The 23,763-nt window shown below is 67.5% G+C and carries 26 protein-coding genes and 3 pseudogenes; 13 read left to right on the forward strand and 16 right to left on the reverse strand.

The features are described from left to right. Window positions 1-14: 14 nt before the first annotated feature. Complete coding sequence (locus DL519_RS17865) at window positions 15-674, reverse strand: hypothetical protein (RefSeq protein ID WP_223839171.1); 660 nt, start codon at window positions 672-674, stop codon at window positions 15-17. A 188-nt stretch (window positions 675-862) separates the two neighbouring features. Between DL519_RS17865 and DL519_RS17870 the strand changes: the two genes are divergently transcribed. The 6 genes and pseudogenes from DL519_RS17870 to DL519_RS17890 all read left to right on the forward strand — a co-directional run bounded on the left by DL519_RS17870 (window position 863) and on the right by DL519_RS17890 (window position 7,135). Then, window positions 863-1,015, forward strand: coding sequence for a hypothetical protein (locus DL519_RS17870; protein ID WP_190816458.1), 153 nt, complete (start codon window positions 863-865; stop codon window positions 1,013-1,015). Further along, the gene (locus DL519_RS17875) at window positions 976-2,217 is read left to right on the forward strand and encodes a DUF4158 domain-containing protein (RefSeq protein WP_190816460.1); all 1,242 of its coding nucleotides are present in this window, start codon (window positions 976-978) and stop codon (window positions 2,215-2,217) included. Before DL519_RS17870 ends, DL519_RS17875 begins: the two co-directional genes overlap by 40 nt. A 208-nt stretch (window positions 2,218-2,425) precedes the next feature. Beyond that, window positions 2,426-3,058: pseudogene (locus DL519_RS46720) on the forward strand (Tn3 family transposase); the annotation flags it as partial. A 143-nt stretch (window positions 3,059-3,201) separates the two neighbouring features. After that, window positions 3,202-4,311 carry a tyrosine-type recombinase/integrase gene (locus tag DL519_RS17880; protein ID WP_223839173.1) on the forward strand — a complete coding sequence of 370 codons (1,110 nt, stop codon included), beginning with the start codon at window positions 3,202-3,204 and terminating at the stop codon, window positions 4,309-4,311. Further along, window positions 4,308-6,419, forward strand: a complete 2,112-nt coding sequence (locus DL519_RS17885) for a tyrosine-type recombinase/integrase (RefSeq protein ID WP_223838522.1) — start codon at window positions 4,308-4,310, stop codon at window positions 6,417-6,419. The genes DL519_RS17880 and DL519_RS17885 overlap by 4 nt, the downstream gene beginning before the upstream one ends. Continuing rightward, a complete protein-coding gene (locus DL519_RS17890) occupies window positions 6,416-7,135 on the forward strand; it encodes a Tn3 family transposase (RefSeq protein WP_190824040.1) in 720 nt (239 codons plus the stop codon). The genes DL519_RS17885 and DL519_RS17890 overlap by 4 nt, the downstream gene beginning before the upstream one ends. A gap of 248 nt (window positions 7,136-7,383) precedes the next feature. On the opposite strand, the gene DL519_RS17900 is transcribed toward DL519_RS17890, so the two are convergent. Both DL519_RS17900 and DL519_RS17905 read right to left on the reverse strand, forming a co-directional pair. Next, window positions 7,384-7,704 carry a helix-turn-helix domain-containing protein gene (locus DL519_RS17900; protein ID WP_190816464.1) on the reverse strand — a complete coding sequence of 107 codons (321 nt, stop codon included), beginning with the start codon at window positions 7,702-7,704 and terminating at the stop codon, window positions 7,384-7,386. Between the two features lie 528 nt (window positions 7,705-8,232). After that, the gene (locus tag DL519_RS17905; protein ID WP_190816466.1) at window positions 8,233-8,433 is read right to left on the reverse strand and encodes a hypothetical protein; all 201 of its coding nucleotides are present in this window, start codon (window positions 8,431-8,433) and stop codon (window positions 8,233-8,235) included. Window positions 8,434-8,917: 484 nt separating this feature from the next. Here DL519_RS17905 and DL519_RS17910 point away from each other — a divergent pair, with 484 nt between their 5' ends. Further along, window positions 8,918-9,121 (forward strand): cold-shock protein, encoded by a 204-nt coding sequence (locus tag DL519_RS17910; protein WP_190816468.1) that lies wholly within the window; start codon window positions 8,918-8,920, stop codon window positions 9,119-9,121. Between the two features lie 161 nt (window positions 9,122-9,282). Here DL519_RS17910 and DL519_RS17915 read toward each other — a convergent pair whose 3' ends face one another. After that, window positions 9,283-9,558: a hypothetical protein gene (locus DL519_RS17915; RefSeq protein WP_190816470.1), complete on the reverse strand. Its 276-nt coding sequence runs from the start codon at window positions 9,556-9,558 to the stop codon at window positions 9,283-9,285. A 62-nt stretch (window positions 9,559-9,620) separates the two neighbouring features. Between DL519_RS17915 and trhA the strand changes: the two genes are divergently transcribed. Together trhA and DL519_RS17925 are read left to right on the forward strand one after the other, a co-directional pair. Further along, on the forward strand, window positions 9,621-10,298 hold the full coding sequence (trhA, locus tag DL519_RS17920) for a PAQR family membrane homeostasis protein TrhA (protein ID WP_397544953.1): 678 nt from the start codon (window positions 9,621-9,623) through the stop codon (window positions 10,296-10,298). A 380-nt stretch (window positions 10,299-10,678) separates the two neighbouring features. Continuing rightward, window positions 10,679-11,347: a recombinase family protein gene (locus DL519_RS17925; protein ID WP_190816472.1), complete on the forward strand. Its 669-nt coding sequence runs from the start codon at window positions 10,679-10,681 to the stop codon at window positions 11,345-11,347. 21 nt (window positions 11,348-11,368) lie between these two features. Here the strand turns inward: DL519_RS17925 and DL519_RS46730 are convergent, their stop codons facing one another. The 3 genes from DL519_RS46730 to DL519_RS17940 all read right to left on the reverse strand — a co-directional run bounded on the left by DL519_RS46730 (window position 11,369) and on the right by DL519_RS17940 (window position 13,291). Then, window positions 11,369-11,839 (reverse strand): hypothetical protein, encoded by a 471-nt coding sequence (locus tag DL519_RS46730; protein WP_223839175.1) that lies wholly within the window; start codon window positions 11,837-11,839, stop codon window positions 11,369-11,371. A gap of 409 nt (window positions 11,840-12,248) precedes the next feature. Then, the gene (locus DL519_RS17935) at window positions 12,249-12,581 is read right to left on the reverse strand and encodes a helix-turn-helix domain-containing protein (protein ID WP_190816474.1); all 333 of its coding nucleotides are present in this window, start codon (window positions 12,579-12,581) and stop codon (window positions 12,249-12,251) included. Then, window positions 12,578-13,291 (reverse strand): tyrosine-type recombinase/integrase, encoded by a 714-nt coding sequence (locus tag DL519_RS17940; RefSeq protein WP_223839177.1) that lies wholly within the window; start codon window positions 13,289-13,291, stop codon window positions 12,578-12,580. The genes DL519_RS17935 and DL519_RS17940 overlap by 4 nt, the downstream gene beginning before the upstream one ends. On the opposite strand from DL519_RS17940, the gene DL519_RS49425 reads away from it, so the two are divergent. Next, a complete protein-coding gene (locus DL519_RS49425) occupies window positions 13,290-14,009 on the forward strand; it encodes a LuxR C-terminal-related transcriptional regulator (protein WP_317891377.1) in 720 nt (239 codons plus the stop codon). The genes DL519_RS17940 and DL519_RS49425 overlap by 2 nt on opposite strands. Before the next feature lie 105 nt (window positions 14,010-14,114). On the opposite strand, the pseudogene DL519_RS17950 reads toward DL519_RS49425, so the two are convergent. Further along, window positions 14,115-14,681, reverse strand: a pseudogene (locus DL519_RS17950) (transposase); the annotation flags it as partial. Here DL519_RS17950 and DL519_RS17955 point away from each other — a divergent pair. Continuing rightward, window positions 14,668-14,994 (forward strand): annotated as a pseudogene (locus tag DL519_RS17955) (molybdopterin cofactor-binding domain-containing protein); the annotation flags it as partial. The pseudogenes DL519_RS17950 and DL519_RS17955 sit on opposite strands and share 14 nt — an antisense overlap. Before the next feature lie 131 nt (window positions 14,995-15,125). Here DL519_RS17955 and DL519_RS17960 read toward each other — a convergent pair. From DL519_RS17960 to DL519_RS17970, 3 genes are all read right to left on the reverse strand, one after another. Continuing rightward, entirely contained in the window at window positions 15,126-15,323 is a 198-nt protein-coding gene (locus DL519_RS17960) for a hypothetical protein (RefSeq protein WP_190816476.1), read from the reverse strand. Then, window positions 15,320-16,519, reverse strand: a complete 1,200-nt coding sequence (locus DL519_RS17965; RefSeq protein ID WP_190816478.1) for an AI-2E family transporter — start codon at window positions 16,517-16,519, stop codon at window positions 15,320-15,322. The genes DL519_RS17960 and DL519_RS17965 overlap by 4 nt, the downstream gene beginning before the upstream one ends. 917 nt (window positions 16,520-17,436) lie before the next feature. Then, window positions 17,437-18,027: a GMC family oxidoreductase N-terminal domain-containing protein gene (locus DL519_RS17970; RefSeq protein ID WP_223839179.1), complete on the reverse strand. Its 591-nt coding sequence runs from the start codon at window positions 18,025-18,027 to the stop codon at window positions 17,437-17,439. Window positions 18,028-18,042: 15 nt separating this feature from the next. On the opposite strand from DL519_RS17970, the gene DL519_RS17975 reads away from it, so the two are divergent. Together DL519_RS17975 and DL519_RS17980 are read left to right on the forward strand one after the other, a co-directional pair. After that, window positions 18,043-18,699, forward strand: a complete 657-nt coding sequence (locus tag DL519_RS17975; protein ID WP_223839181.1) for a zinc-binding dehydrogenase — start codon at window positions 18,043-18,045, stop codon at window positions 18,697-18,699. Window positions 18,700-18,743: 44 nt separating this feature from the next. Then, window positions 18,744-18,920: a helix-turn-helix domain-containing protein gene (locus DL519_RS17980; protein ID WP_223840311.1), complete on the forward strand. Its 177-nt coding sequence runs from the start codon at window positions 18,744-18,746 to the stop codon at window positions 18,918-18,920. Between the two features lie 266 nt (window positions 18,921-19,186). Here the strand turns inward: DL519_RS17980 and DL519_RS17985 are convergent, their stop codons facing one another. The 5 genes from DL519_RS17985 to DL519_RS18000 all read right to left on the reverse strand — a co-directional run bounded on the left by DL519_RS17985 (window position 19,187) and on the right by DL519_RS18000 (window position 23,369). Beyond that, window positions 19,187-19,972: a zinc-binding dehydrogenase gene (locus DL519_RS17985; RefSeq protein ID WP_223839183.1), complete on the reverse strand. Its 786-nt coding sequence runs from the start codon at window positions 19,970-19,972 to the stop codon at window positions 19,187-19,189. Then, window positions 19,873-20,208 carry an alcohol dehydrogenase catalytic domain-containing protein gene (locus tag DL519_RS50125; protein ID WP_223839185.1) on the reverse strand — a complete coding sequence of 112 codons (336 nt, stop codon included), beginning with the start codon at window positions 20,206-20,208 and terminating at the stop codon, window positions 19,873-19,875. Before DL519_RS50125 ends, DL519_RS17985 begins: the two co-directional genes overlap by 100 nt. A gap of 233 nt (window positions 20,209-20,441) precedes the next feature. Continuing rightward, window positions 20,442-21,704: a cytochrome P450 gene (locus DL519_RS17990; protein WP_190816480.1), complete on the reverse strand. Its 1,263-nt coding sequence runs from the start codon at window positions 21,702-21,704 to the stop codon at window positions 20,442-20,444. Between the two features lie 46 nt (window positions 21,705-21,750). Further along, complete coding sequence (locus DL519_RS17995) at window positions 21,751-23,154, reverse strand: NAD(P)/FAD-dependent oxidoreductase (protein WP_190816483.1); 1,404 nt, start codon at window positions 23,152-23,154, stop codon at window positions 21,751-21,753. Continuing rightward, complete coding sequence (locus DL519_RS18000) at window positions 23,151-23,369, reverse strand: ferredoxin (RefSeq protein ID WP_190816485.1); 219 nt, start codon at window positions 23,367-23,369, stop codon at window positions 23,151-23,153. Before DL519_RS18000 ends, DL519_RS17995 begins: the two co-directional genes overlap by 4 nt. Window positions 23,370-23,763: the final 394 nt, after the last annotated feature.

Consider the following 23,763-nt stretch of genomic DNA (forward strand, 5'->3'; position numbering starts at 1 on the left):
TCAACTATTGCTCCTCACCACGTTCGTTTCGCCACGTGTGCGCCGACTGGCGGGGTCGCGTATTCACTGTCGCGAGTTCGTCCTGGTTGTAGTGGCGAGTGATCGCCTGGGGTGTAGCGGCTCCAGGTGGTGCCGGCCTGGGTAGCGAGGCGGGCGGTGGTGACGGGGTGGTAGCCGAGTGCGTCGGCGACGATCGGGGCGGGCATGTCCTGAAGGTGCTGTCGGATTGCAGCTCCTCGGCTGGCGGAGGCGGGAATCCCGAGCTTGTGGACGAGTTGCGCGAGGTATTCGGGGCGCAGCGGCTGGTTGGCGCGGCGGCCAGGGAACAACCAGGTGGCGGCGGGGTTGGTCACGGTGCTCATGTTCGAGCGGTGGGCCGCGTAGTCCAGCAGCAACACGGCGAAGGGCTGCGGGACGGGCGAGGGCGGGTCGCCAAGGCGGATGAGGACCTGGTCATCGTCCTGGATGATGTCGTCGACGGTGAGCCGGACGATGCGGCTGACCGGCTGGGCATAGAGCAGCACGAGGCCTGCGGCGATCCTGCTGCGCATCGGCGCGTCGGCGTCGCTGAGGACCTGACGCAGCAGCTCGATCCGTCTGGCGCGGGTCAGCGGGGCGGCTTGCTTGGTCTTGGTCGGGGGCAGCGTGAATGTCGGGGTGAGCTTGTTTTCCATGCACCACAACAAGAAACGGCGAACAGCGATGCGTTCGTGGTTTCGGGTCCCGGTAGCACGCGCCGAAAAACCAACGCTTAGCCCTGTATTCGCACGTCAGCGCGCCGATTCGTGATCTTGTGGCTGGCGGGGGCGGCGGAGACCCGCTGATCGGCTGTGATCTGGCGTGGCCAGGATGTCGGCCGTCAGTGATCAAGCGGATGTGTGGAGTGCTGGGTGTCGACGAGGTTTTCTCCGAGGAGGAGATCAGGCGGCTGCGGTCGTGGCCGGAGGAGTTGGGGCGTAACGAGCTGATCCGTTTGTGCCCGACGACGTTGCCGGGGCGCCGGTTGCGGCGGTGAGCCGGGTGGCGATGCAGCTCGGGGTGCCGATCTCGGAGCTGGTCGGCTACGGGGCGCGGGAGCAGACCCGGACCGAGCACTTACGGCTGGTCGCGGCCCGGTTGGGTTGGCGCACGGCGGATGCGGCGGAGTGGAAGGAGTTGGAGGAGTTCCCGCTGGCGCGGGCTGTCGAGCATGACGCGCCGAGCGTGTTATTCCGGCTGGCCTGCGAGTATCTGGCCTCTGCGCAGGTGATCCGTCCCGGGGTGATCACGCTGATGGAGCGCATCGCCACGGTGCGCCAGCTGGCGGTGGCCGAGGTCTACACCCGCGTCGAGCACCTACTCACCGAACACCGCCGGACCGAGATGGACGGGCTGCTGGTGGTCGAGCCTGGGATGACGACCTCGCGGTTGGCGTGGCTGCACCGCGGGGCGACCAGCGCGTCGCCGCTGTCGATCCGCGCAGAGCTGGACAAGCTGCGCTACCTGCGTGATCTCGACGCGCACGCCCTGGACCTGTCGACGCTTCCCGGTGCACGGCGCCGGCGGCTGGCCGGGATCGGCCGCCGCGCCACCAACCAGGCGCTGGCCCGCCGTGACGTCGACAAGCGCTACCCGGTGCTGCTGGCCACGCTCGCCGAGTGCGCGGTGGAGGTCCTCGATGAGGTGGTGCAGATGTTTGACCAGGCCATTTCCGGTACCGAGAACCGCGCGCGGCGCAAGCTCGACGAGTTGCTCGCGCAGCGGGCGCGGGCTTCGGAGGACCGGCTGAGCCTGCTGGAGGAGATCCTGACGGTGGCCACCGACCCGGACGTGCCCGATGTCGAGGTCGGTATGAGGCTGCGCTCGGGGATCGGGCTGGACCGGATGCGGGCGGCCCGCCGTGATCCGAAGGATCGGTTGCAGCGCGACCATGGGCACCTGGCGCTGATCGACGCGAGTTTCACCTACCTGCGCGAGTTCGTCCCGCACGTGATCTCCACGCTGCGTTTCGAGGCGTCGGTGGAGGCCAAACCCCTGGCCGCTGCGGTGGATGTGCTGCGGGAGCTGTATGCCCGAGGTGGGCGCAAGGTACCGGAGGGGGGCGCCGACGGAGTTCGTGCCGACCCGCTGGCGCGGCTACCTCGACCAGGCCGCCAAGGCCGGGAATGCCACGGCGTACCGGCATTACTGGGAGCTGTGCACGCTGCTGGGGCTGCGGGACGCGCTGCGTTCCGGTGATGTGTGGGTGCCTGGCTCGCGCCGCTACTCGGACCCGACGACGCTGCTGCTGCCCGCCGCGAAGTGGAACACCTGGCGTGGCGAGTACTGCGCCCTGGTGGGCGCGCCTGACACGGCCGACCAGGCACTGGAGGCCGTCGGCGAGCAACTGCAAGCCGCGCTCGGTGATCTGGAGCCCCTGCTGGCTTCCGGCGAAGGTCCGGTGCGCATGACCGAGAAGGGCGAGCTCGTCGTCAACCGGTTGTCCGCCGAGGCCCTGCCCGACGAGGTCGACAAGCTCCGGTTAGAGCTGGTGGAGCTGCTGCCCCGGCCGCAGTTGACCGAGCTGCTCATCGAGGTCGACCGCTGGGCGTCGTGGTCGGATCAGCTCACCCACGCCGGCGGCAAGACCCACCGCGACCCGCAACTGCGCCGCAACCTGTACGCGGCGATCCTGGCCCAGGCGTGCAACTTCGGCCTCAGCGCGATGGCCGAAGCCTCCGGGACCTCCTACGACACCCTCGCGTGGACCACCGAGTGGTACCTGCGCGAAGACACCCTGCGCGAGGCCAATGCTGCGATCGTCAACCACCACCACCGGCTCCCGCTGGCGTCGGTGTGGGGCGGCGGCACCATGTCCTCCTCGGATGGGCAGCGGTTCCCGATGCGCGGCAAGTCCCTCACCGCGCGCGCCATGAGCCGCTACTTCGTCGACGAGGGCGTGGCCACCTACACCCACGTCTCCGACCAGCACTCCACCTACGGCACCAAGGTCATCCCGGTCACCGACCGCGAAGCCGTCTACGTCCTCGACGAAATCCTCGGCAACGCCACCGACCTGCCGATCACCGAACACGCCACCGACACCGCCGGCCATATGGTTACCTGGACACCTCAGAAGATGATCTTCATTGGTGCTGGTCAGAAGGGCCAGCGCCAATCTCAGGTCCGGAGGTGTCCGTGCGGGTGCAGCACCGTCAGGAAAGCGGCTCCCACCAGGTCGAGTTGCTCGATGATGACGGCGAGCCCATCGAAGTCGTCTCGGGGTTCCTGCGCTTCCTGGCGGCGCGGAACCTCTCGCCGAACACGCTGGTCTCCTACGCGTACGACCTGCGGCACCTGTGGCGGTTCTTCGCCGAGCGGGGCTTGAGCTGGGACAGGTTCGGCCCGCCGGACGCTATCCCGCTGCTGGAGTACCTGCGTTGCGTTCCGTCCCGCCGCCCCCGGCAGCGTATGACGCTCACGGTGGCCACCCTCGACGCGGGCGGCCCGGCGACGAAGCTGGCCGGGACCACGGTGAACCGCGTTCTGGCGGCCGTGTCGTCGTTCTACGAGTACTTGATCCTGGCCGGGCGGTTGGACCAGGCGAACCCGATCGAGAAGCGCCCCGACCCGGCGCTGGCCCGCGTGTCGGAGCGGCACAGGCCGTTCATGGGTCGTGCCAGCCGCCAGCGGCCCGTTCGCCGGGCGGTGCGAGTCAAGACCGTGCAGCAGGTACCGCGTCCCCTGGGCGAGCACCAGGTCGAGGCGCTGTTGGCGCAGCTGCGGTCTGTTCGCGACAAGGCGATAGTGCTGCTGATGCTCCAAGGCGGCCTGCGGCCCGGCGAGGTGCTCGGGCTGCGCCTGGAGGACGTGGCCTACGGCCGTCGGCGCGTGGTTGTCCGCCACCGCGACGACCATCCGAAAGGCGCGCGGTCGAAGTCCCGCTATGAGCGGGTCGTCGACCTGCACGAGCCCGAGGCTTTGGCCGCGGTGAGTGCCTATGTGATGGGCGAGCGCCCTGACGACGCCGAGACGTCCGTGGTGTTTCTCGTTGGCGGCCAAGGGAAACGGCGGCTCGAGGTACTCAGCTACGACGGCCTGGTCCGGATGTTCAGCCGCGCCTGCACTCGGGCTGGAATCCGCGAGCCTTGGGTGACTCCGCACGCCTTGAGGCACACGCACGCCACGCGCATGTGGGAAGGCGGGATGCGGGAGCTGACCTTGCAGAAGCGATTGGGTCACGCCTCGCCGGAGTCGACCCGGATCTACACCCGAGTCTCGGATCCGGCGGTCGTGGCCGACTACAACCAAGCCTTGGGCAACCAGCGCAACGACACGGGAGAGACTCGGTGAGGGCCGGCTCCGTGTCGGCGGCAGCCCTGGCGGCCAGCCCCGCGACCGTTACTCGCCCTCGTCGCAGGCGACACTGCTCAGACGCCGAGTGGAGGGCGCACGTCGAGGCCCAGGGCGGCAATCACCAGTACCAGTTGATGAAGCTGCGGTGGCGCCGGCAGTTCATCGACCGCTGGCCCACGCTGGCCGGCTGGTTTCCCGCGCCCCTGGTCGAGCGGGTGGGACGGTTGCTCGGCGAGTCGTTCCACCACCCGTCACACCCGGTGTCCTTCCGCGCCCGCACCTATCTGATCTACCTGGGCTTGCGGGGATACGCCACGTTCGACTACCCGTGGCTGTTCGCCCCCGGGCAGCTCGCCATCGTCGAGCCTGCCGAGGCGCTGGGCATCGACCTGGGGGCCAGGGAGTTGGTCGAGGAAGCCGTCGCGCTGGGCTTCAACCGGAACTCGGCCCGGCAGGCGATGCACTGGTCTGTCAGCCGCATTGCCTTGCGCACCGGCGTTTTCGACGTCACCGCGATCACCAACGACCACATCGTCGAGGCCCTGGAGGCGATCCGCCACTTCGCCGAGCACCCGGACCTGGAGCGGTTCTACCCGTCGCCGCAACGCTACCGGGACGGCGCCGCCAAGAACTGGATCACCCACCTGCACCAGCTCCAGGTGGTGCTCTACCACCGCGGCCAGATTGCCGAGCAGCCCCGCAAGCTGATGCCCGGCTGGAAGCCGCCCCTGGTGCTGCCGCCCACCATGCAGGCCGTCGCCGACAAGTGGTTGGCCGCCCGTCGACTGACCGACCGGCCCTCCACAGTGGACAAACCGGAACTGGCGGTCCGCCGCTTCGGCGACTGGCTCGGTGAGCACCACCCCGAGATCGAGTCCTTCGCCGACGTCACACGCGACCACTGCCTGGCCTGGCTCCAGCACATCGCCGAGGAACCCACCGAGCGCACCGGCAAGCCGCTGGGCATCGTCTCCCGCATCCAGCGCGCCTCCGGGCTCGGCCAGCTCTTCCGGGACACCGCGGCTTGGCAGTGGGACGACGTCCCCGGCCACAGCCTCCTCGGCCCCGGCGACTCCCCGAAGTCGCCGATCAAGGTGCCCCGGTTCATCCCGGACGACGAGCTCGACCGGTTGATGCCCGTCATCGACGAGATCGCCTGCCTGTTACAACGAGCGGCGCTGCTGGTCGCACGCTGGTCCGGCGCTCGCCGGGACGAGATCCGCCGCCTGCCGATCGACTGCCTGGACCGCTACGCGGACGGCACCGGCCGCCTGCGGCTGCCCGCGCGCAAGACCTACAAGGAGCGAGTCGTCCCACTGCACGAGGACGCCACAACGGCGTTGCAGAAGGTCATCGACCTGCGCCGAGACGGCCGGGAACGGCCCTTCACCGACGAGTTGACCGGGCAGCCGGTGCGCTACCTGTTCATGCAGCACGGCAAGCTGCTGTCCACCTTCTACCTGTTCGACACCCCGATCCAGGAAGCCTGCAAGGCCGTCGGCCTCGTCCGCCCAGGCGGACGAGGCGGCGAGGGCCGCGGCACCGTCACCGCGCAGCGGTTCCGGCACACCGTGGGCACCCAGCTGGCCGAGCGCGGCGCGAAGCTCCACACGATCATGAAGGTGCTCGGGCACTCCAGTGTCTCGATGGCGCTCGTCTACGCCCAGATCAGCGACCAGGAAGTGCTGCGGGACTACAAGACGGTCCTCACCCCCGGCGCCACGATCGCCGGCCCTGCCGCCGACGAGCTGAAGTCGGGCGCCCTGCCGGAGGAGGCCGTCGACTGGCTGAAGACGAACTTCTTCAAGACCGAGCTCGAACTCGGCCACTGCCTGCGGCTGCCACAGGAAGGGCCATGTGAGTGCGACCTCTACCTGACCTGCGCGAAGTTCGTCACGACCCCCGCCTACGCGCCCCGGCTACGCGCCCGCCGACGGGTCGAACAGACGCTCGCCACCGATGCCGCCGGCCGCGGCTGGGACCGCGAGGTCGAACGCCACAACTGCACCGCCAAGCGCATCGAGAAGCTGCTGACCGACCTCGACCAGCCCCTCGACAACACCGACGACACGCTCGTGGAGGAACGCCTTGACTTGTCCACATAAAAACCCTCACGTTCTTCTCGCTGTTCGCACTGACCGGATTCACCCTCTCGCCGCAGATCCGCGACCTCGGCGGCATCACCCTGCACCGGCTCGGCTCCCGACGCGAGGTGTACAGCGTGTTCCCGAACGCGGGCAAGCTATTGACCGGCACGGTCGATGTCGGACTGATCCGCAGCCAGTGGGACGAAATGCTGCGCCTGGCCGCGAGCCTGAAGTACGGCCATTCCACCGCATCGCTGGTGGTCAGCAAGCTTCATGCCTCCTCCCGGCGCTCCGCGCTTGCCCAGGCTTTGGTGGAGTACGGCGGGCTTCAGCGCACCCTGTATGCGCTGCGCTACCTCGCCGATGAGGCCTACCGGCGGCGGATCACACGGCAGCTCAACAAGGGCGAGAGCCTGCACTCCCTGCGCCGCGACCTGTTCTTCGCCCACGAAGGCACCGTGCGGCGCCGCCACCACGAGCAGCAAACCGAACAGGCCCTGTGCCTATCGCTGGTGACCAACGCGATCATCACCTGGAACACCGCCTACCTCGAACTCGCCCTCGCCCACCTCTCCCAGCGTCGGGGCCGCATCGACCGCAGTCTGCTCGCGCACGTCTCACCTGCACTGATGGAACACGTCAATCCCTACGGCACGTATGAATTCCCGGTGGAAGCCGAGTACGCACGCACCGGCTACCGGCCGTTGCCCGAGCCAGAAGCGATCGGTGATTAGTCGGGGAATTTCTGGTCGTTGTAGCGGTCCGTGCCTGTGGAGCGCGCAGCTGCGTCAGGATGCGGTCGGTGTCGCTGAGGACGGTGTTGGCGACGTTGCGGTCGCGTTCGATCTCGGCGACGGTCCGACCGCGCAGGTCGGCGCGGGCCTTCCGTCGAGGGTGGGCAGCGTGTCGTGGGCGCCTTCGTGTTCGGTCGGGGTGATCGCCGATCCGGAGGCGGTGCCCAGGCGTTTCGACAGTGAGATCGTCACGGTGGCGTCGGACCACTGAGGTTGCGGGCTTCCTGAAGTTGGTCCTCCAGGGTGACGATGCGGCAGGCGGCGTCGAGACCGGTGCCCTGGTCGATGAGTTCCCGGACGCGAGCAGCCAGGCGCAACTGGGAGCGGGAATAGCGGCGGTGCCCACCGGAGGAGCGCTGCGGCTCGATCAGTCGTGCCTCGTCCAGGCTGCGTAGGAACGCCGGGGTGGTGCCGAGCATCTCGGCGGCGCGCCCCATGGTGTAGGCGGGGTAGTGCTCGTCGTCGAACTTCTCGTCCGCGGTCTGCGGGTCGTGGGTTTCTGGGGTCATCGGCGCCTCCGCATCAAGAGGGGCCCCGGTGCTTTGACACCGGGGCCCCAGGGTTGTGGGTTCCACTTCCATCAGCCGACCGTGAGATCGACCTCCTGTGTCCGCGTGCTCCGCACTAGAGGCGGAGACTGCGGGGATCGCGTTCGCGTAACCGAAGACCACCTTCCAATCCGATGGGACTGCGGTACCCGCCCGGCGCAACTCAGCCGGAGGCAGGCGATCCGATGGTGTGCAACCCTTCCCTTCTCCTCTGTTTCCTGACTTACCTATCCCTCACCGCGACTGTCGGCTCCGGCCTCTTGCACATGCCGGTCATGCCTTGCCGACTGTCCTTGGTCACCTACCGGAGCCCCTTGCGCTGATCGGCGCCGGCAGGCCTGACCGTCTTGCACTTGCTCACGGGTAGTTCGTCATCTCCCGTGCCACCTACGTTCTCTCTCTTGCAACGAGCAGAAGATTACACACACCCAGCGGGGAATGTCTACTCCAGCGATCACAGATTTCATCGATCGGGTGAGGCAACTCCGCTCACCTGCGGCTTTCCGCCATGCCCATCCCCTGCGGCTCCGTGCGGGATCGGCCCATCGCGCCGGCTCGCGGCCCTGCGCCGGGCTGCGAGCCGCCGACATCGCCCAGCGTGATATCGACGACGTGCAGGCCTCCGCGCGGCGGGGCCAGGTGCTCGTGCCGCCGGGCTACTGGTGGTGCTGCAACGTAGTCGACGCCCACGAGTGCCCGAGGTGGATTTTCTGTGGTCGCTGATACAGAAAATCCACCCCTGCCCTGGTGTGGTCTCTCACTGTCCGTGGAGGAGGCGGGCTGATCGTCCCGCAGCTCTCGGGGAGCGGGGATCGCCGTTGTTCCCGCCGTCAGTTGCGGTGGGCCAGGCGTGCCCGGCAGCGGGTCGACCAGGGCACCCCGCTCGCTGCTGCGTGTCGAATCATCAGCCTCGAAGACCCACTCATCGAACACGCCAAGCCACGCACAGCTGGGTGATCGTCGCGGCGTCCGGGTTGGCGGCGTCCGGGTGGCGTGTAGGGTCGGTGGTGGCCGTTGTTTCTGGGTTCGTGTTTACACATGCTCGCAGGATGTTGATGCGGGCGAGCTTTCTTCTTTGGTCGCAGCTGGAGTAGGTGCCGTCTGAGATCCCCGGCCCGGGTGTCCACACCGGGTGGTCGCCTGCCTTACCCCCAGCTCCCAGGAGGAGACAGACATGACCAACGGAACCGTGAAGTGGTTCAACTCGGAAAAGGGCTTCGGCTTCATCGCTCCGGACGGCGGCGGGCCGGACGTGTTCGTGCACTACTCGGCGATTGATGCTGGCGGGTTCCGCAGCCTGGAAGAGGACCAGCAGGTGTCCTACGAGGTCAGCCAGGGCCCCAAGGGCCCGCAGGCCGACCTCGTGCGCGTGGTCTGACAACCCTCTCTGTTTCTCCGGTGGCTCCTCCCCCGCTCGGGTGGGGAGCCACCGGTGCTTTCGGCGAGCGCATCCACCCCGCCTCGCCGCGTCCGCACACCGCCCGCACCGATCCTGGATCGGCCACGGGGCAAGGAAGGAATGCCATCACCACATCAACATCACTGCACCGCCCGCGCCGCCAGCACCGCGGCGGCCCGGCCCCCGACCGGTTCTCCGACCGGGTACCGGCTGCCGGTGGGTGCACCCGCGCTCCAAGCACCGTGAGTCCGGTCCAGTTCGCCGAACCCGAACACACCCGGGCCACCCCCGAGCAGCACCACCCGATCGCTGACCACAGCGATGCCGGCATGCGCCGGCTGCGCACGCCGTTCGACCCCGACCCGGCCTAGAAATCGCGGCAGCAAGCTGCCGCCCTCGGCCGAGACGTCCTGCACCGCACGTCGGTGGTGGTCAACACCACCCCGCCGACCTGGCCCGGCTTATTTATGCTCGGGCCGTGACTCGCGTGCTCACTTCCCGCCGACCCGCCGCGCTTGTCAAGCCGAAGCTGCGGGGCTGGATCCACCTGGGATCGCTGGTCCTGTTCCTCGCCGCGGGTGCGGCCTTGATCGTGGTGGCTGCGGGTTTGCTCCCGGCCGCAGCCACGGCCGGAATCGCGATCTATGTGGCCACGGTGCTGGGCCTGTTCGGAGTCAGTGCCCTCTACCACCTCAAAAACTGGGTCTCGGCCGATGCGCGCACATGGATGCGCCGCTTCGACCACTCGATGATCTTTCTGTTGATCGCGGGTACCTACACGCCGTTCGCGATGCTGGCACTACCGCCGGACGTCGGCACCGTCGTGCTCACCGTGGTCTGGGTAGGTGCCCTCGCCGGCGTACTACTCAAGCTCGCCTGGCCGCATGCGCCGCGCTGGGTCGGTGTCCCCGTCTACATTGCGCTCGGCTGGGTCGCGGTGTTCGTGTTGGGCGACCTGCTGCACAACGCCGGGGCGAGTGCCTTGGTGCTTCTGCTGGTCGGCGGGCTGCTCTACACCGCCGGTGCGGTGTTCTACGCGAGCCGCTGGCCCGACCCCTGGCCGACGACATTCGGCTACCACGAGTTCTTCCACTCTGCGGTGTCGGTGGCGGCGATCTGCCACCACGTCGCCATCTGGCTGCTCCTGGTCCCGTAAGCACCGCGAGGCGTCGTGCGGACGCGCTGCTGCCACACGCGGGGATCGTCGCCGTGATGCACCACAGGCGACGGGCTTCGGTGCGCGTGAGCCACCGGCCGCACTTACGGCAGCGCACTGGAGCCGCCTCGACCTCGTCCCGCATGCTTCAGCGTGCGCTCCGACCTCCAGGCCCGCCACCAGTCCCCACGACCACCCGGCAACGCGGCAGGTGTTGAGAATCGAACCTTTCTCGACATGATCAACAACAGAGCGGTTCGCGGGCGCCGACCGCCCAAGACGTGTCGGAAAAACGCGTTGAGAACCCGAAGTGTCCAACAACCCGGTCGGCACCCTTTGTCGCACAGTCGGCGCGCCCGTGATCATGAAAGGGGCCTCCGATGTCCGATGCTCCGGCCGAACTCGTCCTCGACGGCGACCCGCTCGACTCCATCGGCGGTGGAGCCCTCGTCGGCTACGCGCGGGTCTCCATCGCGGATCAGAACCTGCGCCGCCAGGTCGACGCCCTCACGGGCGCCGGCTGCATCCGGGTCTTCGAAGAGAAGCTGTCTGGCCGCAACGCCGAACGCCCCGAGCTGTGGGCCTGCCTGGACTACCTCCGCGAGGGCGACACCCTCGTCGTGCTGGAGCTCTCCCGCCTCGGCCGCAGCCTGCAAGATCTGCTGTCCCTGGTCAGCGGACTGCGCAAGCACGGCATCCGGTTCACCTCACTCCACGAGAACCTCGACACCACCACCCCTGGCGGCAGGCTCGTCTTCCACGTCTTCGCTGCGCTCGCCGAGTTCATCCGCGAACTCATCGTCGACGGCACCCGCGAGGGCCTGGCCGCCGCGAAGGCGAACGGCGTGCGCCTCGGTCGGCCACCGGCCATGACACCTGAGCAGGTCCGCCACGCCCGCGCCCTGCTCGCCGAGCCCGACAACACGGTCGCCTCGATCGCGCGGCTGCTCGGTGTGTCCCGCTCCACGATCTACAAGTACGTCCCCGAACTCAGCACCAACCGCGCGCTCGATCCCGAATTGGGCCCGCAGCCAGCACTTCCGAGCTAACCGTTGGTTTTTCGGCGTCTGCTACCGGGACGCCTGTTTGTGCTCGGCGTGCCAGGCGTCGCTATCGGCCTGTCCGCAGTCGTCGAGCCTTCGTTCGCGAGTGGCGAGCCAGGAGAGAAACGCGTTGGCGCGCCTGATCTGATCCCCGGCGAAGGTGCGTGCGGCCGGGGTGACGGGTTTGCGCTCTGCGCGGGTTCGCAGCCTGGGCAGGATGTCCCAGGTGGCAAACCGGCGGATGATCTGTGCATGGTCGGGCTCGGTGATGCCCGCAAGGTGGTGGGCGAGCCATCGTTCGAGTAGGCAGATCTGCTTGTCGATGGAGGGCAGCAGTCCGCAGGCCATGAGCAGTTCCCGTAGATGGGAAGCGGCTCGCCAAGGCTGAAGATGATGGAACGCTTCGTGGGTGAGGGCGATTTCGCCGCTTCCCAAGCCGCGCAACAGGTTTGCGGCCGCGCCTGGTTTCGTGGCGCGTCCGTCGAGCCAGTTCAGCATGGTTCGGGGGTTGTCCGCCGCGACGAGCTTCTCGTGCAGTGGCACCAGCTCGGGGCGGATGCGGCCGGTGCCGTCATCGAGGAGACCGGCCGGTCGGAGAGGGTGCAGCGGGTGCAGAGCCGGTGAGCGTGTAGCTGGCTTTCCTGGCCGCAGCGGGTGCAGGCATAGGACGGCCGGAAACCGGCGCAGTGGGTGCAGATCGCGGTGCCGTCAGCAGGCCGGATGCCTGGAAGAATCCGCTCGTCGCCGCAGCCAGGGCAACGGGCGCGGATGCGGAGACCTCGGCATTCACACGTTCTGCAGACCGGCCCGTCCGGCCAGACAGCGGCGAAGCAGCCGAACCGGCCGCAGCGGGCGCACGTTCGTTTGTGCCAGCGCTCGAATTGCTCGGGCGTGCGGTAGGCAGGGCTCATTCGTCCGGCAGGATCCGGGCCGCGCGGGGCCGCAGCTTGGTGACGGTCGGTGGTGCCGGTTGGTCATCGGTGGCGGTCCTGCGGACGCCGGCGTTCTCCGCGGTCGTGGTGACCAGGTCGGCCGGGGTGCAGCTGAGGATGTCGCAGAACGCGGACAGTACCTGCAATGACAGCCGCTCTGGCGTGCCCGAGACCAGGCGGTGGACCTGCGAGGCGGATAGCTCGATGCCACGTTCCTTCAGCAGCGGGACCAGGTCGGTGGCGGTGAAGATGCCTTTGGCGGCCATCACTTCCCGCAACCGCCAGGAGTAACCGACCTTCCGTTTCACGCTGGCGCCTCCTGTCCCTGCAGAGCCTCGGTGACCGTGGCGTCCAGGTGGCGGCGCAGCGTACGTTTACGGAAATCGGAGGACACGCAGGTGTAGATCGAGGTGGTGCTGGCGTGCTCGTGTCCGACCTGTTCCTGGACGAACCGCGGGTCCCAGCCGTCTTCGATCAGGTGCGTGACGTAGGACCTTCGAAGTGAATGGAAGTCGACCGCGTCGTCCAGGCCAAGTTCCTTGCGGTAGGCGATGAAGCGGGAGTTCAACCGCTGGCAGCCCACGCGCAGCCCGCGCTCCGACGGCCAGGCGGCCGGGTTGTCGTCAGCCCCGAACAGCGGCCGGATCTCCTCGAACCACTCCTCCAGAATGTCGCGGGTCCAGCCCCAGACGGTCATCACGCTGCGCTGCTTCGGCGGTGAACCCTTCTTCGCCTTGCCGAACCGGACCCGGCACAACCCGTACTCGCCGAACTCGGGCCCGGCGACGTTACGGCCGAAGTCGGCAGCGTCAAGCATCCGTGTTTCGTTGCGGCGTAAGCCAAAAGCGTACGCCGTCTTCAATAGCGTCGCGTCGCGGAATGCGGGCAGCCAGCCCTTACGTCCGAACGCGCGGATGCGGGCCACCTGGTCATCACAGCAGGTGAAGAAGTCGTGCAGTTCCTTCTTGGTGAAGGCCCGCTTCTTCGGGTCGGCCTCGTTGGTCTGGACGTGGGTCATGGCGATCCTCGCGGCCCTGCGCTCCCGCCGCCTGCACGCCGACGCGGCGCGCGACCTCGCCGTCACGATCGCATCCACGGCCGTGACCGACCTGCGTACCGCCCCGGTCGCCGGCGAGCGCGACGCCCGCGAGGCAGTCGCCTCACTCGTCGAACGGCTGCGCGTCACCGCCCGGCACAGCGACGTCGAGCTCGAACTCATCTCGCCCGACGACGAGCACCTCCTTCCCTCGATGATCGCCGAGGTCGCCCGGAGTGTGCTGCGCGGCTGCGTGCTGATCATGCTGGAACACACCTCTCCCAGCCGCATCCGCATCGGCTGGGAGGTGGCCAAGGCAGAGCTCCACATATCGGTGTGTGCCAATGGGGACGGGGCGCAGTTTCCCCAAGCCCTTGCCGAGTACCGGCTGCGGGAACGGCTCGACGCGCTCGGTGGTGAGTTCTCGGTGGACGCCGTGCCCAACTGGGGAACCACCGTCATCGCCCGGCTCCCACTCGCCCTGCCACCCACGCCGGATCTCAAGGCCCTCGACGTTCTCACGCCGCGCGAGCTCGAGGTGCTGGCCGAACTGGTCTCCGGCCGTCGCAACAGCGACATCGCCGCACGCCTGTACATCACGGAGCACACCGTCAAGTTCCACGTGGCCAACATCCTGACCAAGCTTGGCGTGCAAACCCGCGGGCAGGCCGCGGCATTCGCCCGCAAAATCCGCGTGTAGGCCCCCAACTCCCAGCTCCGTCCCCCAAGGGCAAAGAAGTTGTCTGGCCAAGCCCCGTCGCCGCGGAGAGGCGAACCCTAGATGATTGATTCCGTGAAGTTGGTGTTAGTGGTCGTAGGCGATGAGTGATCGTTTGCTGGTCATGCCGGTGGTCAAGTTGTGCCAGATGCCGGCTGCCATGGCGAGCAGGCGTTGGGCGACGCGGGTGAATACGCCGGCTGGGGTGCGGCCGCCGTGGTGTTCGAGGCCGAGTTGGCCTTTGAGGGTCTGGTTGACTGACTCGATCCACTGGCGTACGCCACCGAGGTTGCCGTTGCGATAGGTCTCGTCCTTGCGGTCCGGGCGCAGCAGACGCACAGCCTTTTCCTCGGTGAGTTTCTTGAAGGATTTGCCGGAGAATCCCTTGTCTGCCAAGAGGACTTGGCCGTCTCGGATGAGTGGGTGGTTGTGGTCGAGCAGCGCGGCGAGGACCTGGCGTTCGCCGATTTTGGGGCGGGCCAGGCACCACATGATCGGCATGCCGTCGCCGGTGCAGACCAGGTAGAGCTTGAGGCCCCAGTAGAACCGGGAGTGGGAGGCGCAGTAGCCGTAGCCGGCATGCCCGGCCAGATCGGACCGTTTGACGGTTTCCCGGGACATGCCGCAGGGCACGGGGGCACCCACGACCGCCCGCTCGCAACTGCTCGGTGGCATGACGATGGGACTGTCGATGGCCCTGCACGAAGCGGGCGTCGTCGATTCCCGGTTCGGGCACGTGGTCAACCACGATTTCGCCACCTACCACATCGCAACCAACGCGGACGTCGGCACGATCGAGGTCGGCTTCCTCGACGAGGAGGACCCGTACGTCAACCCCTTGGGCGCCAAGGGCATCGGCGAGCTGGGCATCGTCGGGACCGCGGCAGCGATCGCGAACGCCGCACACCACGCCACGGGTGTACGCGTGCGGGATCTGCCGATCACGCTCGAGAAGCTTCACCCCTGAGATCGGGCCCGCCGATCTCATGAAACGCCGGGGTGGGCCGACCGTCGCACACTAGGAGTGTGCTGCATGCTCGCCGCCTTCGACCCGGCTGATCGCCTGACCGACGGAGCGGGTCACAGTGGTAGTCGTCATCAGTTGCCGGCAGGATTCGTGAAGTCCTCGGTCGCGGTGAAAGCGAGTTCGATCGTGCCCATCTCGGTGTTGGCGTCGATCAATCGCAACCCCAGTGTTGCTGACGCCGGCGGCAGCGCTGCAGCTTCGAAACCGTTCTGCGCCGCTCGGACATCTCTGACCCGGAGTGGTGGCTGTGTTGTGGGCTGGATCGTCACGCGCTGTCCAGGCGAGGCAGCACGAACTCGCGCAGCAGAAGCCTGATCACTGCAGCTACGGGAATGGCGATCAATGCACCGATGACCCCCAGCAGAGCCGCACCGAGCAAGACGGCGACGACTGTGGCGGCGGCAGGCACTTGCACGGTCCGGCCGATGATCTTCGGAACCAGAAGGTAGTCCTCGACGACCCGGTAGACGACGAGGAAGCCCACGGTGGCCAACGCAACCGGCACCGACACGGTCAGGGAGACCAATGAGACGATCACACCGGCAGTAATCGTGCCAACTACCGGCACCAGGTCCAGAAGCGCGACTAGCACCGCCAGCAACAGCGGAAACGGCACGCCGAAAATCACCAGCCAGATGAAGGCGGTCGTCCCGGCGATCAGCGAGGTGATCAGATTGCCGAGCAGGTACCCACCGGTCTGGACGAAGACTTCGTCGCCGATCCGCGTGGCGCGGGACCGCCGGTCTGCGGGTACCAGCCGGTACAGCGCTTGCCAGATGCGCGGCATCGCGGCCAGGAAGTACACCACTAGCACTGCGACCACGACCGATCCGGAAATCACATCGAACAACAGCTGTCCTGCCCCGAGCAGTCCTTGCGCCAACGTTGCGCTTTGTCCGCTGAGCAACTGCTGCACGCGCTGTTGAAGCTCGAACTGGGCATTGAGCCGACCGAACGCGGACCGCGGGTCTTGCAGGCTGCTCAGGTATCCCGGCACCTGCACGGCGAACTGGCCTGCTTGACTGATCAGGGGCGGGATCGCCGCCGCGAGGAATCCGGCCACCACGCCCAGCACAACGACCAGCACACTCAGCACCGCGGTCCATCTCGGCAGCCGGCGTCGTACTAACCACGACACTGTTGGTTCCAAGCTCATCGCCAAGAAAAAGGCCAGCCCGATGAGGATCAGCACCTGCCGTGCGGTGATGATCAGCTGGACGGCGCCGTAGGTCACGGCCACGCCAGCCGCCGCTGTCATGCCTGCGATGAAGGGGGAGCGCCAGCCGAGGGGGCGTCCCCACCCCGTTGGCTTCTCGTCGCTGCTCGACCTCGCCCCCGCCGTCGCTGCGTTGGTCGCTGGCTCGTCATCCGGCGACTTGGGTTCGTCCCCTCGTCGACGAGTCGTCTCCGCATCACAACCCTGCTCGTCGCCATCGGCGGGCTCGGCGGTGCGATCCGTCGTCACCGTGTCCTCCCACTGGTCGCTCTCACCGAACGAGCACCGTTGGGGACAGCGTTCCGAGGTGCGCCCGGATCTAGAGTTCTTTCGCTGGCTCCGCAACCCAGCGCACACGTCTTGAGGGGCAGCGCCTACGCATTTTCACAGACTCCTTGGCTGTCCGCTGCCTGGTCTCCAGGCCCTCAGCAGCGTGATCCGGCCGGGCCTTCAAGGTTGCGGGTGAGCGCGACTCTGTCAATGTTTACCGGACTCCCTATGATCATCAGACCCGGGTGTCTAGCGTTTCCACCAGTTTTATAGCGACAGAGGGGGCGGGGCATGGCCCGGGTCGTGCTCGGCTCCGCCAAGCCGCCCGTTTACACGATGGACTCAGGCTCGGCTACCGAGTAACCTTCCGGCCGCCCGGCCACGGCACGCCAAGGCCGGGTCCAAGCAACCGCCCCCGCATCCTTCCGGTTCTCCGGTCGGGTGCGGGGCAATTTCGTCCTTACAGACTGTCGGCAGGTCAACCCAGAGCGCTACGAGCGGGCACTTGGTGAGCTTGTGGCAGGCGTGCTTCAGAACCCCGGATTTCTTTAGCCCTGCCTCTTGTGTGACCGAACAGGAACAGGCAGTGTTTCTAGTTGCGTGACGCTGACCTGCAAAAACCGGTTGTTATGTGTACTTGGTGAGGCGTCGGAGTCTCGCCAAGCAGTCGGGGGGTGGGCGGGCGACGTCGGGGGGTCGCCCGCCCCCAAACTTTGAAGGCGGCCCGCGCACTCTTCATCAGTGCGCGGGCCGCTTTCTTCGAGTGGCGCCTCGGCTTGCTGGGGGTTCAAGCCGAGACGCCACGTTCGCCACAGATGGGGGGGTTCCGTGGCGTCGTCCGAGATCCTAAACGCCTACGTAGGTGAACGATCTTCACACTGTCGCATGACATAGCGCTAAAGATCGATCACGCAACGGGAGGAGACGTGCAGGTCGAGGTCGCCCGGCTCGGCTTCCGACGACGCGGCGCACAGGATCGCGCCAGCCGCCGGATGCATGCTGTTCGCCGCGGGCTTGAGGGCGTAGACGTTGTAGTAGAAGGGATGTTCCTGCAGGCCCTTACCGACTGGTAGGTCGGCGCGCACCGGTATGGCGAGGTCGCGCAGGTGCGCGGCGGGGCCGATGCCCGAGCGCATAAGGATCGCCGGGCTGCCGTAGACGCCGGCGGAGAGGATGACCTGCCGGGCGCGGTAGGGCATGCCCGCCGCGTCCACGACACCGGCCGCCCGGTTGCCGTCGAGCAGGACGCGGTCGATCTCCACGTGCGACGTGATCGTGAGTTTGGGCCGCATCCGCACGTCGTCGCCGAGGAAGGCGATACCGGTGTTGATGCGTCGTCCGGAGATCACGTTGAGCGGATAGGGAGCGACGCCGGCCTGGCCGGCGCCGTTGAAGCCGGCGACGCGTGCGTGGCCGAGGTCCGTGTTGCCGATGCACGAAGGCTCCTGCCGGTCCCCGATCAGCTGAGCGACTCCAGCGCCTGTCAACTCGCGGTCAACCCATTGACCGCGCTGCTCCTCGTGACTCGCGAACTCGACGTACAGCCGGGTGAATGGTTGTTGCAGACGGCCGCGGGCTCCACCGTCGGCCGACTCGTCATTCAGCTGTCCAGGCATCTGGGTATTCGCACGATCAATATCGTGCGGCGGCGCGACGCCGTTGAGGAGATCAAAGCGCTTGGTGGTGAAGAGGTCATTTGCACTGAGGACGAGGACCTGTTGCAGCGTGTGGCCGGGATAGCAGGACCGGTCGGCGTGCGCAAGGCCATCGACTGCGTCTCGGGCCAAGTCGGTGCCCAGATATCCCAGACACTGGCTCCAGGAGGAGAGGTCGTGGTCTACGGCGCTCTCTCCACCCACCGGCAGACCGACCCGGCAGCGCTGACGATCCCGCTGCTGGCACGCTCGGTCATCTACGAGACCAAAGTAGTCCGCGGCTTCTGGCTGAACCGCTGGTTCGGCACTACCTCACCTGCTGACGCACTGCGCGCGCTGTCCGAGGTTCGCGGTCTCGTCGCAGATGAAGTGCTGAGCATCCCCCAAGGCAAGCCGTTCCCGCTCGAACGCTTCACTGAAGCCATCTCGTTCGCCGAAGCACCCGCACATGGCGCCAAACCGCTCTTCGTCTTCGAGGACGGCCGGGACGAAGACGACGGGTAGGACGCGGCCCGGCCAGCGCTGGCGGCGGTGCGGCCGAGATCTTCCTGCTCTCCGGCTGCAGCTACACCGCTACTGCCAGCCGACAGGTCCTGCACAAGAACACCGTGCATTACCGGATCCGGAAGGCGGAAGAAACCATCGGGCGACCGGCCCAGGGCGAACTGACCTGGAGGTGGCACTGCTCGCCGTCCAGCACACTGTGCTCCGCGACACGCACGTAGAGCCGATCCAGATCATCGAGCAGGAGACGGCGCTGCACACAGCAATTGGGTTGTCCGGCTCAACGCCCCGCTCCCAACGTCGATCCGGATCCGGCAAACCCAGCACGTACCCGGCAAGGCAGCCTTCGATGGCTGGGCCGTGGATCTGCCGATCCGGCCACCGACTGATCCGCCGAGAGTGGAGTGATGCGGCTCGCGCTCATAGCGCGGAAGGTCCTTGCGTCTCGTCATCCTGGTTTGTCGCGGGCTTGATTGATCTTGCTATGTCAGCCGGTGGTGAGCACCATGCGGAACCGGGCGGCACCGGAGAGCATCTTTTGGTACGCCTCATTGGCCTGGTCCAGCGGGAGAAGCTCGATCATCGGCCGGATCCCGTGCAGCGCGCTGAAGGCCAGGGTGTCCTGTACGTCCCGTGCGGTGCCGGCCGGGTGGCCGCGGACGATCTTGCCGCGCATGAGCAGCTGGTTCGGGCTGATGCCCAGTGGCTCAGGCGCCGCGCCGATGACAACCAGCTCGCCGCGGTGGGACAGCCCGTCCACGGTCGCTGTGATGGCATCGGCGTTGGCGGCGGTGGCCAGCACAACCTTGGCGCCGCCGAGGGTTTGCAGCGCCTCTGCGACGGGAGTGCCGGCCGTGCTGTCGATGTAGTGGTGCGCGCCGAGTTGCTTGGCGAGGTCCGCCTTCCCGGCTCCCCGGGCGATCGCCACGGTCTCGAAGCCCATGGCGACCGCGTACCGCACTGCCAGGTGACCCAGACCGCCGATGCCGAGTACGGCTACCAAGTCGCCCGGCCGTGCAGAGCTGCGTCGCAGCCCGTTGTACGTCGTTACTCCTGCGCAGGCCATGGGCGCCGCATCGGTGGCTGCTAGCGATTCGGGGATGTGGGCCAGGGCGTCGACCGGCGCGATGACCGCCTCGGCGAAACCGCCGTCGTAGGCCCATCCAGAGACCTTCAGGTTGCCGCACAGATGAAGTCGCCCTGCCTGCAGGGTGTGCAGTGGTGGCAGCTGCCGCCGAACCAGCCCACCGCCACCCGATCGCCCACCTGCCACCAGCTGTGCACTCCCTCACCGAGCTGCTCGATGTGCCCGGCGATCTCATGGCCAGGGACCAACGGAAACCGGACACCCGGAAATGCGGCGTCGATGAAGTACGAGTCGCTGTGGCAGACCCCGCACGCCTCGATAGCAATGCGCACGTGGCCGGGTCCTGGATGCGCTGCCGCACGCTCGACGATCTCGAACGGTCCGCCAGCCGCGGCGACCTGCGCGACTCGATAGGGGCTCATCTGGATCTCTCCCGAGCACAGTCACTGACGGCTTCCCGTACCAGCAGACCAGCTCCCGTCCCCACACGCACGCCGATCGGATTGGTTCACTGCAGCGACTTGGGCACATCAACGCGATCGGCGCGACGTTGGCGTACGAGGTGACCCGCATGTCGGTTCTTTAGGACATGGCCGGACCAAGCGGCAATACCGACGGCTTCGCCGCGCTGTTCGATGCTTCTATACGAGCTGGGTCAGTCGGTGATCCCGTCGATGTCGACCGGGACTTGGCGCGGACCGCGGAAGATCTGGTTGCGCCGGTACGGCGGCGGATCCTCGACGAGCCGCGGGTTCCGCACGCGGCGGACGAACTCCCCAACCGCGGCCTGAACCTCCAGTCGCGCGAGCGGTGCGCCGAAGCAGAAGTGGATGCCCTGGCTGTAGCCGAGGTGCTGGTTGTCGGGGCGTTCGAGGTCGACCTCGTCGGGATCGGTGAACCGTTGCGGGTCGCGGTTCGCCGCGCCGTACAGCAGGAAGATCGGCGCGCCCTTCGGGATGGTGGTGCCCGCGATCTCGATGTCGTCGAGGGCGGAGCGGGTGTGCCAGAACTGGACCGATGACTCGAAGCGCAGCAGCTCCTCGACGCCGGGCACGATCAGCTCGGGCCGGCGGCGTAGCTTCTCGAGCGCTTCGGGGTGCCGCAGCAGGGTGAGCACGCTGTGGGCGATCAGGTTGACCGTGGTTTCGTGCCCGGCGAAGAGCAGCAGCACGGCATTGGTGACGAGCGTGCCCTGGGACATGCGACCCTCCGGGCCGTCGTCGTGCACCATCGCCGAGAGCATGCCCGGGCCGGGCTGCTCGGCGTACTGGTCGAGCAGTTCGGTGATGTACTCCCCGAACTCCTGCACGGCCCGGTGGCCGTCCGCCACCTCGCGCTGGATCTCTTCGGAGGTGGGCTCCGGGCCGAGGTCGAAACTTTCCAGGGCGTCGCGGATCCAGGCGTGGAAGCGCGGTTCGTCTTCCAGCGGCACGCCCAGGACCTTGCAGATCACGGTCACCGGCAGGGGGTAGGCGAAATCGTCGACGACGTCGATCCGGGTCTTGCCTTTCATGTTGTCCAGCAGGCCTGCGACGATGCGGCGGATCTCGGGGTCCAGGTCGGAGATCTGGTGGGGTGACTGGGGAGGGCCGTAGAAGTGTCGCAGCATCGTGCTGCGGTTCCGATCGTGCTCGGGCGGGTCGGAGTCGATGATGCTCGGCTCCAGATCGGCCGCCGTGATCGTCTCGGTCCCCGGCTCCGCCGGGTCCGCGCCCGGGGCCGTCCCGGGACGCTTCGTGGGATCCGAGCTGACCCGGTTGTCGTGCAGCAACGAGACGACCTCTCGGTAGGTGCTGACGACGTAGGTGCCGTTCGGCTGCCGCGCCACCGGGGTCTTGCGGAGTTCGGCGTAGAACGGGTACGGATTGGCGCGGTTTTCGTGGCGGAGGACCTGCTGCCAGGGGGTTTCCTCGCTCATGGTGCTGTTCTCTTTCCTCTTGTGCCCGCGTGATCCCGAGGGCGAGTCAGCGACGCCGCGGGCGGAACTCGGCTCTGCGCTCGCTCGGGTCGTGTCCGGTCAGGACGACGTCCGGTATCGCCGTCGGGACGCCGTGTTCCGGGAATTCAGCGGGGATCGGCTTGAGGTCGTCGGGTTGATCCCAGCCCGACGGCGGGGGCGGGAACGGAGCCGATCGCTCGATCAGTCCCGCGTAGTGCGGCAGCCATTTGCCCTGGTTGAAGGTGACCGCGGCGACGATGCGGCCCCGGTGACCGTAGGCGGCGGCGAAGCGGCGATCCTTGACCGAACCCTGGACGAAGGCGATCTCGTCGCCGAAGGGCGGAACGCCGACGGACTTGATGTTGACGCCGAACTGACCGGACCAGAAGCCGGGCAGCAACAGGTGCGGGTAGTAGTGGGGTTCGAGGTTCACCATGTTGTGGGCCGTGACCTCCGCGCCGAGGACGGCGTTGTCCCAGTGCTCCATGGCGAGGAACTCGTACTCGTAGAGCACGTGGGGCGCGCGCGCCACGTCCCCGGCCACGAAGACGCTGTCGGTCACCACGCCGTTGATGTCGAAGGCGCGACCGCCGGCGTCGCAGCCGACGCCCCAAATACCGGCCGCCAGCCCGGAGCCCTCCAGCCACTCCACGTTGCGGATCGACCCCAGCGCGGCCAGCACCATGTCGGCCTCGATGGTGGTGTCGTCGGAGAGCTGAGCACGCCGCACGTGTCCGCTCGCGTCGCCTTCCAGCGACGACACGCCCACGCCGCAGCGCAGGTCCACGCCGTGGTCACGCTGCATCTCCGCGGCGATCTCGCCGATCACTCCGCCGAGCGGGCCGACCAGCGGCGCGGGGCCGCGCTCGGCGACGGTCACCGGAAGATCGAGTTCCCGGCAGACGGAGGCCACCTCTGAGCCGACGAACCCGGCGCCGATGACCAAGACCCGCGACGGGCGCGCCGCCAGCGCCTGTTGCAGCCGCGCGGCGTGATCGCGTGTGCGCAGTGCGAACACGCCCTCCAGGGCGGCCTCGGTCGGGTTGGGCCACTGCCGCGCACGGGTGCCCGTGGCGATCAGCACTCGGTCGTACGGGACCTGGTCACCGTTGGCCAGGCGCACGTGCTTGGTGTCCCGGTCCAACCCGGTGGCGGCCACCCCGAGACGCCAGTCCGCGTCCACGTGCCGCAAGCGGGGCAGCTCGGTGTGGTCGGCCGGTACCCACCCTTTGAGCACCTGTTTGGACAACGGGGGGCGGTCGTAGGGCTCGTAGGGTTCGTCCCCGATGATGGTCAAAGACCCGGTGAAGCCCTCGGCGCGCAAGGTTTCGGCGGCCCGCAGTCCCGCCAGTGAGGCGCCGACGATGACGATCCGGGCATTGGCCTTGTAGTCGCGTACCAACTCCGCGATCGGTGCCGCCATGGTCATGACGTCACGCTCCGCTCCGCACCGTCCGAGCGGTCCAGCACGATCGCTTGCACCGGGCAGGCTGCCGCGGCTCGCTGCACCTGCAGGCGTCGGGCGTCATCGGGGTTCGGCTCGTAGGTCAGCGCCTCCTCACCGGTCAATCTGAATGTTTCGTGAGCCAGGAACACGCACTGCGCGTATGCCTGGCAGCGATTCAGGTCCACGACGATTCGCATGGGCCGGCTCCTTCCGTCCGCGCGTCCCGCCCCGCAGCGGTCCTCCAGGTGACCCGACTGACCGCCCGAGGCCGGGCGCTGAGCGCACGCGCAAGCTCGGCGCCCAGGCTGATTCGTTCCGGCGGGAACTCGGTTCCATGCCACGGTTGATGGTTCGGCACTTGATCGAAAGGGCCTAAAGCCACAACCCGTTCGGTATTTCGGACATATAGCTGAAAAGTTGAGCGCGGATGCGGGCAGTCCTACGCTCGTCCGAGAGGTGGCCCACGCTCGGTCGAACACCCGAGAATCTGGCTTGTCTAGGCGGTTTCTTTCCGAACCGGTGACCCGCCCCATCGCGCGGCCGCGGCTCCACACCGCGGACGGGGCCGCCCTTCTCGGCCAGGCTCGTCGA

This window comes from Saccharopolyspora pogona (assembly GCF_014697215.1).
Lineage (GTDB): Bacteria > Actinomycetota > Actinomycetes > Mycobacteriales > Pseudonocardiaceae > Saccharopolyspora > Saccharopolyspora hattusasensis.